Annotated in this window: 17 protein-coding genes; 12 read left to right on the top strand and 5 right to left on the bottom strand. The window is 66.6% G+C overall.

Annotated features, from left to right (window positions below; all coding sequences use genetic code 11):
• The 3 genes from WAO18_RS09695 to WAO18_RS09685 form a co-directional block, all read left to right on the top strand.
• Positions 1–347, top strand: a 347-nt coding sequence (locus WAO18_RS09695; RefSeq protein ID WP_422205898.1) for an NlpC/P60 family protein, incomplete at its 5' end; no start/stop codon positions are given.
• Positions 348–366: 19 nt separating this feature from the next.
• Entirely contained in the window at positions 367–1,200 is an 834-nt protein-coding gene (locus tag WAO18_RS09690) for a hypothetical protein (RefSeq protein WP_422205902.1), read from the top strand.
• Positions 1,201–1,229: 29 nt separating this feature from the next.
• Positions 1,230–2,366 carry a glycosyltransferase family 4 protein gene (locus WAO18_RS09685; protein ID WP_422205896.1) on the top strand — a complete coding sequence of 379 codons (1,137 nt, stop codon included), beginning with the start codon at positions 1,230–1,232 and terminating at the stop codon, positions 2,364–2,366.
• Here the strand turns inward: WAO18_RS09685 and WAO18_RS09680 are convergent.
• Positions 2,363–4,165, bottom strand: coding sequence for an AMP-dependent synthetase/ligase (locus tag WAO18_RS09680; RefSeq protein ID WP_422205895.1), 1,803 nt, complete (start codon positions 4,163–4,165; stop codon positions 2,363–2,365). The genes WAO18_RS09685 and WAO18_RS09680 overlap by 4 nt on opposite strands.
• 121 nt (positions 4,166–4,286) lie before the next feature.
• Here WAO18_RS09680 and WAO18_RS09675 point away from each other — a divergent pair, with 121 nt between their 5' ends.
• From WAO18_RS09675 to WAO18_RS09655, 5 genes are all read left to right on the top strand, one after another.
• Positions 4,287–4,685, top strand: a complete 399-nt coding sequence (locus WAO18_RS09675; RefSeq protein ID WP_422205894.1) for a polyketide cyclase / dehydrase and lipid transport — start codon at positions 4,287–4,289, stop codon at positions 4,683–4,685.
• Positions 4,686–4,798: 113 nt separating this feature from the next.
• A complete protein-coding gene (locus WAO18_RS09670; protein ID WP_422205892.1) occupies positions 4,799–5,236 on the top strand; it encodes an SRPBCC family protein in 438 nt (145 codons plus the stop codon).
• Complete coding sequence (locus tag WAO18_RS09665) at positions 5,229–6,503, top strand: ArsA family ATPase (protein ID WP_422205901.1); 1,275 nt, start codon at positions 5,229–5,231, stop codon at positions 6,501–6,503. Before WAO18_RS09670 ends, WAO18_RS09665 begins: the two co-directional genes overlap by 8 nt.
• The gene (locus WAO18_RS09660; RefSeq protein WP_422205890.1) at positions 6,500–6,871 is read left to right on the top strand and encodes a hypothetical protein; all 372 of its coding nucleotides are present in this window, start codon (positions 6,500–6,502) and stop codon (positions 6,869–6,871) included. The genes WAO18_RS09665 and WAO18_RS09660 overlap by 4 nt, the downstream gene beginning before the upstream one ends.
• A 134-nt stretch (positions 6,872–7,005) precedes the next feature.
• Positions 7,006–7,737 carry a lysophospholipid acyltransferase family protein gene (locus tag WAO18_RS09655; RefSeq protein WP_422205889.1) on the top strand — a complete coding sequence of 244 codons (732 nt, stop codon included), beginning with the start codon at positions 7,006–7,008 and terminating at the stop codon, positions 7,735–7,737.
• Between the two features lie 4 nt (positions 7,738–7,741).
• Here the strand turns inward: WAO18_RS09655 and WAO18_RS09650 are convergent, their stop codons facing one another.
• Positions 7,742–9,061, bottom strand: a complete 1,320-nt coding sequence (locus WAO18_RS09650; protein ID WP_422205900.1) for a glycosyltransferase 87 family protein — start codon at positions 9,059–9,061, stop codon at positions 7,742–7,744.
• An 82-nt stretch (positions 9,062–9,143) separates the two neighbouring features.
• Between WAO18_RS09650 and WAO18_RS09645 the strand changes: the two genes are divergently transcribed.
• From WAO18_RS09645 to WAO18_RS09635, 3 genes are all read left to right on the top strand, one after another.
• Entirely contained in the window at positions 9,144–10,025 is an 882-nt protein-coding gene (locus tag WAO18_RS09645; RefSeq protein ID WP_422205887.1) for a hypothetical protein, read from the top strand.
• 6 nt (positions 10,026–10,031) lie between these two features.
• A complete protein-coding gene (locus tag WAO18_RS09640) occupies positions 10,032–10,523 on the top strand; it encodes a polyadenylate-specific 3'-exoribonuclease AS (RefSeq protein ID WP_422205885.1) in 492 nt (163 codons plus the stop codon).
• A gap of 70 nt (positions 10,524–10,593) precedes the next feature.
• Complete coding sequence (locus WAO18_RS09635; RefSeq protein WP_422205884.1) at positions 10,594–11,982, top strand: class II 3-deoxy-7-phosphoheptulonate synthase; 1,389 nt, start codon at positions 10,594–10,596, stop codon at positions 11,980–11,982.
• Here the strand turns inward: WAO18_RS09635 and WAO18_RS09630 are convergent.
• The gene (locus tag WAO18_RS09630) at positions 11,979–13,202 is read right to left on the bottom strand and encodes a protein kinase domain-containing protein (protein ID WP_422205882.1); all 1,224 of its coding nucleotides are present in this window, start codon (positions 13,200–13,202) and stop codon (positions 11,979–11,981) included. The genes WAO18_RS09635 and WAO18_RS09630 overlap by 4 nt on opposite strands.
• 89 nt (positions 13,203–13,291) lie before the next feature.
• Between WAO18_RS09630 and WAO18_RS09625 the strand changes: the two genes are divergently transcribed.
• Positions 13,292–13,696 carry an Rv2175c family DNA-binding protein gene (locus WAO18_RS09625; RefSeq protein WP_422205880.1) on the top strand — a complete coding sequence of 135 codons (405 nt, stop codon included), beginning with the start codon at positions 13,292–13,294 and terminating at the stop codon, positions 13,694–13,696.
• 8 nt (positions 13,697–13,704) lie between these two features.
• Here WAO18_RS09625 and WAO18_RS09620 read toward each other — a convergent pair whose 3' ends face one another.
• Positions 13,705–15,237, bottom strand: coding sequence for an alpha-(1->6)-mannopyranosyltransferase A (locus WAO18_RS09620; RefSeq protein ID WP_422205878.1), 1,533 nt, complete (start codon positions 15,235–15,237; stop codon positions 13,705–13,707).
• A 5-nt stretch (positions 15,238–15,242) separates the two neighbouring features.
• On the bottom strand, positions 15,243–16,013 hold a 771-nt coding region (locus WAO18_RS09615; RefSeq protein WP_422205876.1), incomplete at its 5' end, for a polyprenyl synthetase family protein.

Below are 16,013 nucleotides of genomic sequence, written 5' to 3'. Positions count from 1 at the left end.
GCCAGGGCGCGATCGCCGTTCAGGCCGCGTTGACCCAGGTCGGTGCTCCCTACTCCTGGGGAGGCGCGGCGCCGGGCGGATTCGACTGCTCCGGCCTGGTGATGTGGGCGTTCCAGCAGGCCGGTATCGCGCTGCCGCACTCCAGCCAGGCGCTGGCGCACGGCGGGCAGCCGGTGTCGCTGTCCGACCTGCAGCCCGGTGACGTGCTGACGTTCTACTCCGACGCATCGCACGCCGGGCTCTACATCGGCGACGGCCTGATGGTCCACTCGTCCACCTACGGGGTGCCGGTGCGGGTGGTGCCGATGAACTCCTCGGGCCCGATCTACGACGCCCGCCGCTACTGACATCAAACGTCGGCGCGGGCTGCTGGCCTGCGTGCTGGCCGCCGAACTGATCCTCGGCACCGTCGCGGCGATCGGCCAGCGACACGCAACGCAGCTATCCGAGCGCCCGTCCATCGGCTCCGGCGCGCCGTCGAGCGTGCAGGTCGGTGATCGGGTCCTGCGGATGACCAATCTCGGCGGCCCGCAATCGCACACCCTGCCGGCCCGCATCGCCGCGGACATCGGTCAGGCCGTCGACGCGGTCGAGGCGTTCTGGGGGACTGACTGGCCCCGCGATATCGACGTGGTGACCACCGGCTCGCAGCAGCAATTCGAGGCGCGGGCCGGTGGCCCTGCGGGGCGGTGGGCCGACATCGCCGCAATCGCCGTCGCCGACCGTGTCGATCCCGCCCAGCGGATCGCGCTTGGCCAGCGGATAGTCTTCGCCCCCGGCGCCGCGGGAATGAGTGAGCGGTCACTGCGAATCGTGTTGGGCCACGAGCTTTTTCACTATGCCGCACGCGCGGACACCGCGTTGGATGCGCCCCGCTGGCTGACCGAGGGCGTGGCCGACTACGTCGCGCGGCCGCACGCTCCGCTGCCCGATGTCACGCCGCCCCCCACCGCGTTGCCGTCCGACGCCGACCTGTCCGCCCCGGGACCGCAACGCTCGCAGGCCTATGACCGAGCGTGGCTGTTCGCGTTGTTCGTTGCCGATACCCGCGGAGCGCCGACGCTGCGTGCGCTGTACCGGGCCGCTTGCGGCGAGCAGCACGCCGACCTGCCTGATGCCGTGCACGATGTGCTCGGCACCGACATGGCGGGGACACTCGCCGATTGGCAACAGTGGCTCGCCCGTCAGCCCACACGCTGAACGCGAAGGCCGCAGGCTAGCCTTCGTAGGTGTCTCGGGTCCTGCTGGTAACCAACGACTTTCCGCCCCGGCGTGGCGGCATCCAGTCATATCTGGTCGAGCTGGTATCCCGACTGGCCGCCGCCGGTGAGCACACGCTGACGGTGTACGCCCCGCAATGGAAGGACGCCGAAGGCTTCGACGCGGAGACCGCGGGATATCGCGTGGTACGACACCCGGGGACGTTGATGCTGCCGGTGCCCACGGTGGATAAGCGGATGCGCCGGCTGATCGCCGAGCACGGCATCGACACCGTCTGGTTCGGCGCTGCCGCACCACTGGGTCTGCTGGCGCAGCGCGCCCGCCAGGCGGGGGCGAGCCGGGTGCTGGCGAGCACGCACGGTCACGAGGTGGGTTGGTCGATGCTGCCGGTGGCCCGGTCGGTGTTGCGTCGTATCGGCGAGGACAGCGACGTTGTTACGTTCGTCAGCCGGTATACGCGAAAACGTTTCGCCCCGGCGTTCGGGTCGAAAGCCTTGTTGGAACACCTCCCACCCGGCGTCGATGCCGAGCGGTTCTGCCCCGACCCGGTAAGCCGCGCCGAGCTACGCGCCCGCTACGGTCTGGGTCAGCGGCCCACGGTGCTGTGTCTGTCTCGATTAGTACCGCGCAAAGGCCAAGACATGCTGATCCGGGCGCTGCCGACAATCCGGCAACGGGTGGACGGTGCAGCGCTGGTCATTGCCGGCGGGGGTCCGTATCTGGACACGCTGCGCGGGCTGGCCTGGCGCCTCGGCGTCAGCGATCACGTCATTTTCACCGGCGGTGTTCCATCCGCCGACCTGCCCGCCTACCACGCGATGGCCGATGTGTTCGCAATGCCGTGTCGCACCCGTGGCGCCGGCTTGGATGTCGAAGGGCTGGGCATCGTGTTTCTGGAAGCATCCGCAACCGGCGTGCCGGTGATCGCCGGATCCTCCGGTGGCGCACCGGAAACCGTGCAGCACAACAAGACTGGCATGGTGGTCGACGGTCGTTCGGTGCAGCAGATCGCCGACGCCGTCAGCGAGTTACTGGCCGACCCGGATCGCGCCGCCGCGATGGGCGCCGCCGGCCGGCAGTGGGTCACCGCGCAGTGGCGGTGGGACGATCTGGCCGGACGATTGTCCGACCTGCTCCGTGGCTAGCCCTTGTTGTAGATCGCGTCGATGTCGTGGGCGAACTTCTCGGCAACCACCTTGCGCTTCACCTTCATCGTCGGGGTCAGCTCGCCGGTGTCCTCGGTGAAGTCGACCGGCAGGATGCGGAATTTACGGATCGACTCCGCATGCGACACAGAAAGATTCGCTTGCTTGACGGCCGCGTCCACCTCGGCGAGCAGGTCGGGGTCGTTGGCCAGATCGGCCACCGACGAACCGGCAGGCTTGCCGTTGCGCTGCTTCCATCCCTGGATGGCCTCGGGGTCGATGGTGATCAGGGCGCCGACGAACGGCCGGGCGTCCCCGACCACCATGGCCTGGCTGATCAAAGGGTGAGCCCGCAGCTGGTCTTCCAAAGCTGCTGGGGCGACGTTCTTTCCACCGGCGGTGACGATGATCTCCTTCTTGCGACCGGTGATCGTCAAGAACCCGTCTTCGTCGACCGCGCCCAAGTCGCCGGTCTTGAACCAGCCGTCCTCAAAGGACTCGCTGGTGGCCTGGTCGTTGTGCCAGTAGCCGTGGAACACCACACCACCGCGTAGCAGCAACTCGCCATCGTCGGCGATGCGCATGCTGTTGCCCGGCACCAACTTTCCGACCGTGCCGACCTTGACGGCGCCGACCTGGTTGACCGTTATCGCCGCGCTCGTCTCGGTCAGCCCATAGCCTTCGTAAACGGTCAAACCGACGCCGCGGTAGAAGTGGCCCAGGCGCGCGCCCAGCGGGGCGCCGCCGGAGACCGAAGCATGGCAGTCACCGCCCAACGCGGCGCGCAACTTGTGGTACACCAGCCGGTCGAACAATGCGTGCTTGGCCCGCAGCAGCAGGCCCGGGCCGCCGCGGTCGGACGCTTCGCTCCAGTCGACCGCGGTCTGCGCGGCGATCTCGAAGATGCGGCCCTTGCCGTCGCTGGCGGCGTTCTGCGCGGCGGTGTTGTACACCTTCTCGAACACCCGCGGGACCGACACCACGACCGTGGGCTTGAACACCCCGAACATCGGCACCAAATTCTTGATGTCACTGGTGAATCCGACGACGACCTTGTTGTGGAACGCGCACAGCGTCAGCGCACGGGCGAGCACATGCGCCAGCGGCAGGAACACCAAAAGTCGCTCGCCCTTCTTGAGCAGCGTGGGCAGCACCTCCTTGGTGCCACGGGTCTCGTAGACCAGGTTGGCGTGGGTCAGCTGGCAACCCTTCGGGCGACCGGTGGTGCCAGAGGTGTAGATCAGCGTCGCCGGGTCTTCGCTGCGCAGTGCCTGGACCCGAGCGGTGACCTCGGCCGGGTCGACCGAGGCGCCTTCCTGCTCGAGCTGATCGAGCGCCTTGGGGCCCGAACCATCGATGTGCAGGACCCGGCGCAAGTCGGGCAGCTCGCCGGCCAGTTCGGTGACCATCGTGGCGTGGGCATCGGTTTCGGCGAAAGCCACTACAGCGCCCGAGTCGGTCAGCACCCAGCGCACCTGCTCCGCCGACGATGTCTCGTAGATCGGAACAGTGACGCCGCCGACCGCGAGGATGGCCTGGTCGAGGATCGCCCACTCGTAGCGGGTGGCCGAGAAGATGGCCACCCGATCGCCGGGCCGCACCCCTTCGGCGATCAAACCCAATGCGGTCGAACGGATTTGGGCCGCCGCGGCCGCGCATGTCACATCGGTCCAGGTTCCGTCGATGAGGCGCTGGAAGATCACCGCGTCCGGATCGTTGCGCTCGTGCTCGAACACGGTGGCAACGATGTTGTCGTGCTCGCCAACCGTGAACGGAGCCGGAACACTTAATTCACGCACGCTTCTGACCTCGCTTCAGGGACTCCGGGTGACCAGGCGGCATATAGCCTAGTCCGGCGGCGATGCGGGCCCACCTGGGTGTAGTGCCCCGCCTGGACCGCTGTATGTGAAGCTATTGGCCGTGCACAGCGTTCAGATCGCCGACCAGACGTTTGTCGCCGCCGATCCGGCGCGCGTCGGTGCCACCGTGGGCGATCCGGCCAACTGGCGGCGTTGGTGGCCCGATCTACGGCTGGAGGTCACCGAAGAGCGCGGGCCGCTCGGTGTCCGGTGGGCAGTGACAGGACCGCTGACCGGCACGATGGAGATCTGGCTGGAGCCGATGCTGGACGGCGTGCTGTTGCATTACTTCCTGCACGCCGAGCCGCCCGGAGTGGCCGCCTCGCAGTGGGCCAAGATGAATCTCGCGAAAATGACGCATCGGCGTCGGGTCGCGGGCAAGAAAATGGCGTTCGAGGTGAAGACGACGCTGGAAAGGTCCCGCCCGGTCGGGCTTTCTCCGATGCTTGACCAGGGCTGAGCTTGGCCGGGGAGTACCGTTTCTGCCGTGGGCGGAGGTTGCAGCCCGGATGACACAGACATACCGCGGGCAGCGCAGCCCAAGCGGCGCAGCGCTGAGAAGGAAGCGAGCAGGTGGCGGAGAAGACGGCCCAGACGATTTACATCGACGCGGATCCCGGCACGGTCATGGACGTGATCGCCGACATCGGCTCCTATCCCGACTGGGTGTCGGAATACAAGGAGGCCGAGGTCCTCGAAGCCGATTCCGTCGGCAATCCGAAAGTGGCCCGCTTTGTGATGGACGCCGCCGTCCTCAAGGACACCCTGGTGTTCTCCTACAAGTGGCCGAAGGACCGTAAGTCGGTGAGCTGGTCACTGGTGTCCAGCTCGCTGCTCAAAGCCCTTGAGGGCGTATATCGACTGTCGCCCAAGGGATCCGGTACCGACGTGACCTACGAGCTCACCGTCGATTTGGCGATTCCCATGATCGGTCTGCTCAAGCGAAAAGCCGAGCGGAGGCTGACCGACACCGCGTTGAAGGATCTGAAGAAACGAGTCGAGGCTGAGTGAGTCCGCAGCGCCCGACCCGGCCCGGATCAGTCTTTTCGTCGGCAAGGGTGGGGTAGGCAAATCCACCTTGGCGGCCGCGACGGCCGTGCATGAAGCACGCGCCGGTCAGCGGGTGCTGCTGGTATCCACCGACCAGGCACACTCGTTGGGCGATGTGCTCGGCCTCGCGGTGTCGCCGAGCGGCCGGCGCGATGCCGTGCGGGTGCTGGCCGATCTTGAAACCGGCTCCGCGGACGTCGGCGGCGGGTCTCTGGACGCGTTGGCGATGGACACGCTGGCGCTGCTCGAAGCGCGCTGGCGCACGGTGGTCGACACGCTCGGTCGCCGCTTTCCCGAGTCGGAGCTGGGTGACATTGCGCCCGAAGAACTTTCGGCGTTTCCCGGCGTTCAGGAAGTGCTCGGCCTGCATGAGGTCGGGGAGTTGGCCACGTGCGGGGAGTGGGACCACATCGTGGTCGACTGCGCCTCGACCGCCGATGCGCTGCGGATGCTGACGTTGCCCGCCACGTTCGCGCTGTATGTCGAGCGCGCGTGGCCGCGGCATCGCCGGCTTTCGACCGGTGCCGAAGACGTGCGGTCCATCGCGGTGGTGGAGCTGTTGGAACGCATCAGCGGGAGCGTCGACAAACTCAGTGCGCTGCTGACCGACGGAACGCGGGTGGGCGCGCATCTGGTGCTGACCGCGGAGCGGGTGGTGGCGGCTGAGGCGATCCGGACGCTGGGGTCGTTGGCGTTGATGGGCGTGCGCGTCGAGGAACTAATCGTCAACCAGATTCTGATGCAAGACGATTCATACGAGTACCGCAACCTGCCGGCGCATCCGGCCTTCGACTGGTATTCGGAGCGCATCAGCGAACAGCGAACCGTGCTCGACGAACTGGATGCCGCGATCGGCGACGTGGCGCTGGTTCTCACCCCGCATCTGGCCGGTGAGCCGATTGGCGCCAAGGCACTCGCGGAATTGCTGGACAGCGCGCGCCGCCGCGACGGCTCGGCCCCACCCGGGCCGTTGCGTCCCGTCGTCGACCTGGAATCAGGATCCGGACTGCAGTCGATCTACCGATTGCGACTAGAGTTGCCCCAGATCGATTCCGGCGCGCTCAGCCTGGGCCGGGTCGGAGACGACCTAATCGTCGGCGCCGGCGGGATGCGGCGCAGAGTTCGATTGGCGTCCGTGCTGCGGCGATGCACGGTAGTAAACGCGCATCTTCGCGGCGGCGAATTGACGGTGCGTTTTCAACCTGACCCGGAGGTGTGGCCCAAGTGACCCACCCCGACATCGGACCGGAACTACGCAGACTCGCGCAGAAGATTCTCGACCAGATCGATCCCGCGATTCGTTTGGCGGCGGCGCGAGCGGCCGGTGACGGCGCCGGCACCGGCAAATGCCAACAGGTCTGGTGTCCGGTCTGCGCGTTGGCCGCGGTGGTCAGCGGTGACGAACACCCGCTGCTGACCGTCATCGCCGAGCACAGCGTTGCGCTACTGGCAGTGATCCGGGCCATCGTCGACCAAGTCGACCGGCCGACGACACCGCCGGACCGACCGCCGGGCAGCGGTGCGGAGTCGGAGACCGCCGATGCGCCCGGCCCGACGAATCGCTACCAGCCGATCGCCGTCACCATCGACGAGTAGCCGCGACGTTCGCCTACCACAACGGCCGACTCGCGACGCAGTGTTAGCACGACGTAAGTGTCCTGTGGTCCCACACACACTCGGTCGGTACTCTTGGCGCTGACACTGTTGACGCGGGTGAGTTGGGAGCCTCCATGTGGTACTGGCTTTTCAAGTACATCTTCATGGGCCCGCTGCTCGCTCTGCTCGGTCGGCCGAAAGTCGAAGGACTGGAATATGTCCCGCAGTCCGGCCCTGCGATCCTGGCCAGTAACCACCTCGCGGTCGCCGACAGTTTCTATTTACCCCTGGTGGTACGGCGCCGGATCACCTTTCTGGCCAAGTCTGAATATTTCACCGGCACCGGCCTGAAAGGCTGGTTCAATCGCTGGTTCTACACCGTCGCCGGACAGGTACCGATCGATCGCAGTGACGCCGACGCCGCGCAGGCCGCGCTGGTCACCGCCGAGCGGGTGTTGGGCGACGGCAAACTGCTCGGCATGTACCCCGAGGGCACCCGCTCGCCCGACGGCCGGCTCTACAAGGGCAAGACCGGGCTGGCGCGTCTGGCGCTGCAGACCGGAGTTCCGGTGATCCCGGTGGCGATGATCGGCACCAACGTCGTCAATCCGCCGGGCAGCAAAATGTGGCGCTTCGGGCGGGTCACGGTCCGATTCGGCAAGCCGATGGACTTCTCCCGATTCGACGGGCTGGCGGGCAATCGCTTCATCGAGCGTGCCGTTGTCGACGAGGTGATCTACGAGCTGATGGGGCTGTCCGAGCAGGAATACGTCGACATCTATGCCGCGACCCTCAAGAACGGCAATGGCTCGGGTTCGTCGGACCCGCAGTCGCCGTCCCGTATTCCGCAGACGGCGGCCGGGTAGCCGATCAGCTGACGGCGGTCGCCGGCGCCGGTGCCGTCGATGGCCGAGGTGCGGCGGTGGCAGTTGCGCGGACCGCGACGGTGGCCCCGGAGACGACGAGGGTCGCCAGCGCCCACCACAGATACGACACCCCGGCGAGCTGACGCCAGAGCGCCGCGGTCACCTCGTGGTGCTTAGGCATCAAATCGATCGGCGTCCACACCATCAACGCGACCCCGGCGGCACTGACCACCGCCATCGCGAGATTGCGCCGCCGCCAGGCCAGCACTGCCGTCACCACCACCGTCGGCAGCATCCACACCCAGTGGTGCGACCAGGACACCGGCGAAGTCGCCAGACCGAACAGCGCGATACACATCACCGCCAGCGTCGGCTCCTCGGCGCGCAGCACCCGGCGCGCGGCCCAGATGGTCAGCGCCAGCACCAGGAGGCAAGCGGCCACCCAGGGCAGGAAACGTTGATGGTCGCCGAGGCCCAGCCGTGCCAGCGTGCCGGCGATGTTCTGGTTGGTGTTCAAGCTCGCCGAGCCGATCCGATCGGTATTGCGCACGGTGTGGGTCCAGTACTCCCACGAGTCGTGCCAGGCCAGCGCGAACCCGGCTGCGATCGCGGCCACGACCGAGGCCAGCGAGGTGACGACGGCGCGGCGGTCGCGGTTCAGCAGGAAGTACAGCAGGAACACCGCCGGTGTGAGCTTGAGCGCGATGCCCAGCCCCAGCAGCAGCCCCCGCGGCCACGGGGTGCGACTCGGCACGCACTCGGCGATCACCAGCGTCATCAGCACGACGTTGATCTGCCCGAAGGCGAAGTTCGCTTGGATCGGCTCCCAGTACAGCGTCGCCCAGGCCACGACCAGCACGGTCAGCCACCAGCGGCGCAACCATGCCGGACCGGGCACCACGCGGGTGGTCTCCCACACGTTCATCCGAGTCAGCACGAGCATCGTGGAGACCAGCAGCAGAACCAGCGTGATGGCCGTGATGGTGACGCTGGCGGCCGGCATGCCAAGCCACGCGAACGGGGCGAAGATGACCGCAGCCAGCGGGGGATAGGTGAACGGCAGGTTGAGGCCGATCGGCGTATGGAACTTGACGTCGGGGCTGTATAGCGGATGACCATCCAGCCAGGCCTGGCCGCCCATCCGGTACACGTCGATGTCGATCCGATAGACAGTGCTTCCGAGGACCCGCCACCCGGCGTAACCCAATGCGACCAGAGCCAGCGCCTGAAGCAATGCCCAGCCGGTGTTTCGCCAGATACTCGGCTGCGCCGCGGCTACCAGCCCGCGCGAACTGCCCGCGTCGGGCGAGCCCCATGTACTCATGTCGGTGAACAGCCTATCGGTGCCGAGCAGCGAGCCGGTGTCGCGGACGGTCATCGGCCCTCGATGGGCGTAGCTTTTTAACGTGCTGCAGTGGTTCGAACACGACATCATCGGTCGCGGGCGGCTACCGCTGCTGTGCTGTCTGATCGCCTTCATCCTCACCTTCTTTGTCACCCGCACCTTCGTGCGCCTGATCCGCCGTCGCTCCAGGACCGGCAGGCCGCCCCGGTGGTGGGAACCACGCAACATCCACATCGGGGCCAAGCACATCCACCACGTGGTCGTCGGCGTCGTCATGGTGATGATCTCCGGCCTGACCCTGGTGGCGTTGTCCGTCAACGGCAAGGAGCCCGAATTCACGTCTATCGCAATTATTTTCGGCATCGGCGCCGCGCTGGTGCTCGACGAGTACGCGTTGATCCTGCACTTGTCCGACGTTTACTGGGAGGAAGACGGGCGCACGTCTGTCGACGCGGTGTTCGCGGCGGTCGCGGTGGGTGGACTCCTGGTCCTCGGATTGCATCCGCTGATGTTCTTCATCAGCCTGTGGCAGGACACCACGCATTCGATGGTGTTGCGCGCCGGTGTGGTCTTCGCGATGGTGCTGACCTTGCCCTTGGCGGTGCTGGTGGTGCTCAAGGGCAAAGTGTGGACCGGCCTGATCGGCATGTTCTTCGTCCCGTTGCTGGTCGTCGGGGCGATCCGGTTGTCGCGCCCGCAGGCTCCGTGGGCTCGCTACCTCTACATGAGCCGGCTGGGCAAGATGAGCCGCGCGCTGCAGCGTGAACGGACCCTGCGCCGACCCGTCGTCCGCGCCAAGCTGTGGCTGCAGTACGCCGTCGCGGGCACGCCGCGCCTGCCCTCGCACCGGGTGGTCGATGCGCAGCTGGACCGCGAGGTGCATCCGGCACCGCCGCCCGAGTCGGTGCCCAGCGTGTTCGTCAGCGGCGCCGGTGTCAGGTAACCGACAGTGCGGTATTTCTACGACACCGAGTTCATTGATGACGGCCGAACCATCGAGCTGATTTCGATCGGAGTGGTCGCTGAAGACGGCCGCGAATACTACGCAGTGTCAACAGAATTCGATCCCGAGCGAGCCGGCAGCTGGGTGCGCGCCAACGTGTTGCCGAAATTGCCTCCACCGTCCTCGCAGTTGTGGCGGTCGCGGGCCCGGATCCGTTCGGACCTGGAGACGTTCTTCGACGTCGACGGATCAGAGCCAATCGAACTGTGGGCCTGGGTCGGTGCTTACGACCACGTGGTGTTGTGCCAGCTGTGGGGCCCGATGACCCATCTGCCGCCACCGATACCGCGATTCACCCACGAGCTGCGCCAGCTGTGGGAGGAGCGTGGAAGTCCGCGGCTGCCGCGCCGGTCGGCGAATGTGCACGACGCAATGGTGGACGCCCGGGACCAACTGCTGCGGTACCGGGTTATCACGTCCGACGGAGATGGACGTTAGCCTGGCCTGCTTGCATCGGCCCTGATCGCGGGGTGATTGGGCGCATGCTTTGCCCGGTTACCATGGTCGGGTGAACTGGACCGTTGACGTACCGATCGAGCAGCTACCGTCGCTGCCCCCGCTGCCTGCGGATCTGCGAGCGCGGCTGGACGCCGCGCTGGCCAAGCCCGCCGCACAGCAGCCGAGCTGGACGCGCGAGCAGGTCGAGCCGATACGGAAGGTTCTGGAAAGCGTGCCGCCGGTGACGGTGCCGTCGGAAATCGTGCGGCTGCAGGAGATGCTGGCCCAGGTCGCCCGCGGTGAGGCATTCATGTTGCAGGGCGGCGACTGCGCGGAGACCTTCGTCGACAACACCGAGCCGCACATCAAGGCGAACATCCGCACCTTGCTGCAGATGGCGGTGGTGTTGACCTACGGCGCCAGCGTGCCGGTGCTCAAGGTGGCCCGCATCGGCGGGCAGTACGCCAAGCCGCGCTCGGCCGACCTCGACGCGCTGGGCCTGCGCTCCTACCGCGGCGACATGGTCAACGGGTTCGCCCCGGACGCCGCGGTGCGCGAGCATGACCCGTCCCGGCTGGTGCGTGCCTACGCCAACGCCGGCGCGGCGATGAACCTGGTGCGCGCACTGACCTCGTCGGGTCTCGCGTCGCTGCATCTGGTGCATGACTGGAACCGGGAGTTCGTCCGGACTTCGCCGGCCGGCGCGCGTTACGAGGCGTTGGCCTCTGAGATCGACCGTGGGCTCAAATTCATGAGCGCCTGCGGCGTCGCCGACCGCAACCTGCAAACCGCCGAAATCTACGCCAGCCACGAGGCTTTGGTGCTCGACTACGAACGGTCCATGCTGCGGTTGTCCGACGCAGAGGACGGCGAGCCGGTGCTGTACGACCTGTCGGCGCACTACCTGTGGATCGGGGACCGCACCCGCCAACTCGACGGTGCGCACATCGCGTTCGCCGAGGTGATCGCCAACCCGATCGGCGTTAAGATCGGGCCGTCTTCTACACCTGACCAAGTCGTCGAATACGTTGAGCGCCTTGACCCGTACAACAAGCCGGGACGCCTGACGCTGGTCAGCCGGATGGGCAACAACAAGGTTCGCGAACTGCTGCCGCCGATCATCGAGAAGGTACAAGCGACCGGTCACCAGGTGATCTGGCAGTGCGACCCCATGCACGGCAACACCCATGAGTCGTCGACCGGCTACAAGACGCGGCACTTCGACCGCATTGTCGACGAGGTGCAGGGCTTCTTCGAGGTGCACCGGGCGCTGGGCACCTACCCGGGTGGCATTCATGTCGAGATCACCGGAGAGAATGTCACCGAATGTCTCGGTGGCGCTCAAGACATTTCGGACACCGACCTCAGTGGTCGTTACGAAACGGCTTGTGACCCAAGGCTGAACACCCAGCAGTCTTTGGAGTTGGCATTCCTGGTCGCGGAGATGTTGCGCGACTAGAGCAACCCGCTCACATTGCTGCCGATCGTCCATGCGGCGGTGGCGGCCATTCCGGTGATCGACAGCACGATCGCGATCCAGATCAGCACCATGCGTCGAGCATGCTGGCGTTCCAGGGCGAATTCGATCAGGTCGATTCCGGCGAATTGCCCTGGTATTTCGCGATTCTCGTGGGCTTTTCGGGTAGCGGGTTTGGCGGGCAAGTCGTCCGGCCTCCGAATCAGCTGACGCGTCGGCCGATGTACCGGCTGACGCGAGGCGGGGGCCTGATGCTCATCGGTGGTGCGGTGCTGATCCACCTGGCTGCGGTGCGCCGCAGCTGAGCGATGTTGCGCCGAGTTGCGCGGCGAGGGCACCCGAAAATCAGGAAGCTGCAACTCGTCGACGATCGCATCCAACTCCGCGGCCATGTCCTGGGCGTCCGCGTAACGGTCGGCGGGATCGCGTGCAGTCGCCCGACCGACGAGCTCGTCGAATTGCGCGGGAACTCCGCTGATCAGATTTCCCGGTGGCGGCACGTCGGTGTCCAGGCGTTGATATGCAACCGACAATGCCGAGTCACCCGAGAACGGGGTGTGCCCGGTCAACAGTTCATAGGCCACGATGCCCGCGGCGTAGACATCGCTGCGCGGGCTGGCGTTTCCGTCGCGCACCTGCTCGGGGGACAGGTAGGCGGCGGTACCGAGAATGACGCTGGCGGAAGTGATTCCGGCTTCGGCGACGGCGCGCACCAACCCGAAGTCGACGATCTTGACCTCGCCCTCATCCGAGATCAACACGTTCTCGGGTTTGACGTCGCGGTGTATCAATCCGGCGCGATGCGCGGCGGCCAGCCCACCCAGTACCGGGCGCAGGACCGCTGCGACCGCATGCGGTGGCATGGGACCGCGTTCGGCCAGGAGCTCGCGCAGCGTGCCGCCCTCGACGAGCTCCATCACCAGGAATGGGTGCCGGGCGTCCAGGCCCTGGTCGTAAACAGCGACGAGCCCGGGATCTTTGAGCCGGGCCACGGTGCGGGCCTCCAGTTGGAAGCGGGTCAGGAATTGCTGGTCGCCGGCGTAGCGGGAATCCATCACCTTCAGGGCGACTGGCCGATCCAAACGCGTGTCGAGGCCGCGGTACACCGTCGAGGTGCCGCCGGTGGCGATCTTGGTCGCAACTCGGTAGCGCCCGTCCAGCAAAGCGCCCTCGAGGAGGTCGTCGCCCGCTGCTGCAGCCACGGGCCCATCGTAGGCGGCGCCGCGGTCTGCACCTGAAACCTTTACGCAGTGAGCCGTACAAGCAGCGTGCCCGGTCGTACACTGATCCGGTGAGCAGGATTCCGGCCGGGGATGATGTTCTGCAACCCGACGAACCGACCTACGATCTTCCCGATGTGGCCGATTTGCTCGGTGTGCCGGTCACCAAAGTGCAGCAGCATCTCAAGGAAGGCCATCTGGTCGGGGTGCGGCGCGCCGGCGATGTGGTGGTCCCGCAGATCTTCTTCACCAGTAGCGGCGAAGTAGTCAAAAGCCTGCCTGGGTTGTTGGTGGTATTGCGTGACGGCGGCTACCACGACACCGAAATCGTGCGCTGGCTGTTCACCCCTGATCCGTCGCTTACTGTGACCCGCGACGGATCGCGTGACGCGATCACCAACGCCCGCCCGGTCGATGCGCTACACGCCCACCAGGCACGCGAAGTCCTGCGCCGCGCGCAGGCGATGGCGTACTGACTATCGGATCACGCGGGCTGTACCGCGCCGGTGCTGTCCTGCGGCGTCGTGACCCGGTTCAGCGTGTGCCACGCCATCACGGCAACCAATGTTGCGAGCAGTACGTGCGGCCATGAGTACATGCCATGTGCGCCATCGGGTTTGAAGATGACCATGATCCAGCTGGAAACGGCGGCGATCGCCGCGACCGCACGGGGTGACTGGGCAAGCGGAGCCACCACAGCCAACGGCCAGGAGTAGTACCACGGCAGGGCGGCGGGCGCGAACAACACCACGACGAGCATCACCCACGCGATGCCGGTCAGCGCCTGCCGGTCGTCGTGGCGAAACTGCCACCACAGCAGCGGCAGTGCTATCGCGATGATCGCGATCCCGACGCCGCGGGTAATGTGCAGCACCCCATAAAAATTCACCGAGAAGAACAATCCTCCGACGGCATGGACCAGATTCGCGGTGGCTGTCGGAATGCTGAGCCAGTTGATGATCTTCACCGAGCCGGCCAACGCCGTCAGCCAACCGAGGCCCACCCCGGCCACCCCGGACAGCACGGCGAACACCGCGACGAAAATCAACACCGACGTGCCCGCGGCCACCGAAAAGGCGCGCACCGGCCGGTATCCGCGCCGGTCGCACAGATGGCGCATCCAAACCCACACCAGGAACGGCAGCGCGAGTCCGGCGGTCGCCTTGACCGCTGTTCCGATGGCGACCAGGGCGATGCCGGCGGTATGGCGCCGTTCAAGAGTCAGCGCGATACCGGCGGCCATCAGACCCACCATCAGCATCTCGTTGTGCACGCCACCCATCAAGTGGATGATCACCAGCGGGTTGAGCGCGCAGATCCACAGCGCGATAGGCACATTCGCTCCGAGATGCCGCGCAGTGCGCGGCGTCGCCCAGATCAGCAACGCCAAACCGGGCAGCATGCACAAACGAAGCAGCATCGTCCCGGCGATGACGTGGTTGCCGACCAGCATCGTCACCAACCGGGCGATCATGATGAACGCCGGGCCGTAGGGTGCCGTCGTGATCGTCCAGATCGGACTGACGTTGTCCAGCAGCGGGTTCGGGTTGTCGATCGGCCCGACAGCGTAGGGGTCGAACCCGTCGCGCAGCAGCGCGCCCTGAGCCAGATACGAATAGGTGTCGCGGCTGAACACGGGCACCGACAACAGTAGCGGCGCCAGCCAGAATCCGGTGGTGGCCACCATGGTGTATTGGCTTGCGTCGCCGGCGAGTACGCGTCTGCCCAGCCACAGCCACGCGCTCAGCATCAACGTCACGCCAATCCACAGCAGCACCGACGACAGCACCAAGCCGTGCCCGTAGCGCAGCCAGGACACGTGCAACGACTCCAGCAGTGGATCGTGCTGTTTTGTGCTGCCCGCGCCGAGCCCGCCCATGGTGATCAGCGCCGCACCCAGGAAGCCCAGCAGGGCGGGCCGGCCCTCGGCGGCGGTGGCGAATTCTCGCAGACGTGAAAGCGGTTGGGTTGCAGCGGTAGTCGAGGTGGGCACTGGGACAGACGTCGGAATGGACATGGGCGTCAGGCCGATCGGTTCGCGGCGTGGTTGGCCAGTTCGGAGAGCCCCGCCTTGGCGGCCGCGTGGATCGGGGCATTAGCAATCAAGTCGAGCGCCCGGCGGGTCAGCGCGTCGATCTGGTCTTCGACCGCGATCAGCGCCCCGAGCCGTTCGATCACGTCGCACAGCTGGCGTACTTCAGAGTCGCTCAAGTCGGTGCCGACCGAAGCCCGTAACAGCTTGGCGCCGGCCGCATCTGACGTGTCGGCCAACTCGATCGCGGTCGCCAGCAGCACCGTGCGCTTGCCGGACCGCAGGTCGTCTCCGGACGGCTTGCCCGTCACCGCCGGGTCGCCGAACAACCCCAGCACGTCGTCGCGCAACTGGAATGCGACTCCCAGGTGATTGCCGACCTCGTGGAAAAGCGCATGCACGTCCGGCCGATCGGCCGCGGCCGCGGCCCCCAGCTGCAATGGACGCGACACCGTGTAGGAGGCGGTCTTGTAGGTGTTGACGGCCATCGCCGAGGCGATCGACTCCGCGGCGCTGGCCTCCGCCACGATGTCGAGGTACTGGCCGCCGAGCACCTCGGTGCGAATGTCGGCCCAGACCCGGTGCACCCGGTCGCGGGCGTCGGGTGGCAAATCGACGCCGGCCACGATGTCGTCGGCCCATGCCAGCGCCAGATCACCCAGCAGGATCGCCGCCGAGGTGCCGAACTGGTCCGCCGATCCACGCCACTGACGGTCGCGATGCAGGGCGGCGAACTGGACGTGTGTGGTCGGTCGGCCGCG

The sequence above is a fragment of the Mycobacterium sp. genome (assembly GCF_049278535.1).
Taxonomy (GTDB): domain Bacteria; phylum Actinomycetota; class Actinomycetes; order Mycobacteriales; family Mycobacteriaceae; genus Mycobacterium.
Note: the sequence above shows the minus strand (reverse complement) of the source record. Positions and strands in the feature narration are given on the sequence as shown.

What these genes read in the sequence shown, in the direction of transcription:
- WAO18_RS09620 (WP_422205878.1), bottom strand. Translation starts at nt 15,237, where the DNA reads ATGTCCATTCCGACGTCTGTCCCAGTGCCCACCTCGACTACCGCTGCA.
- WAO18_RS09655 (WP_422205889.1), top strand. Translation starts at nt 7,006, where the DNA reads ATGTGGTACTGGCTTTTCAAGTACATCTTCATGGGCCCGCTGCTCGCT.
- WAO18_RS09650 (WP_422205900.1), bottom strand. Translation starts at nt 9,061, where the DNA reads ATGAGTACATGGGGCTCGCCCGACGCGGGCAGTTCGCGCGGGCTGGTA.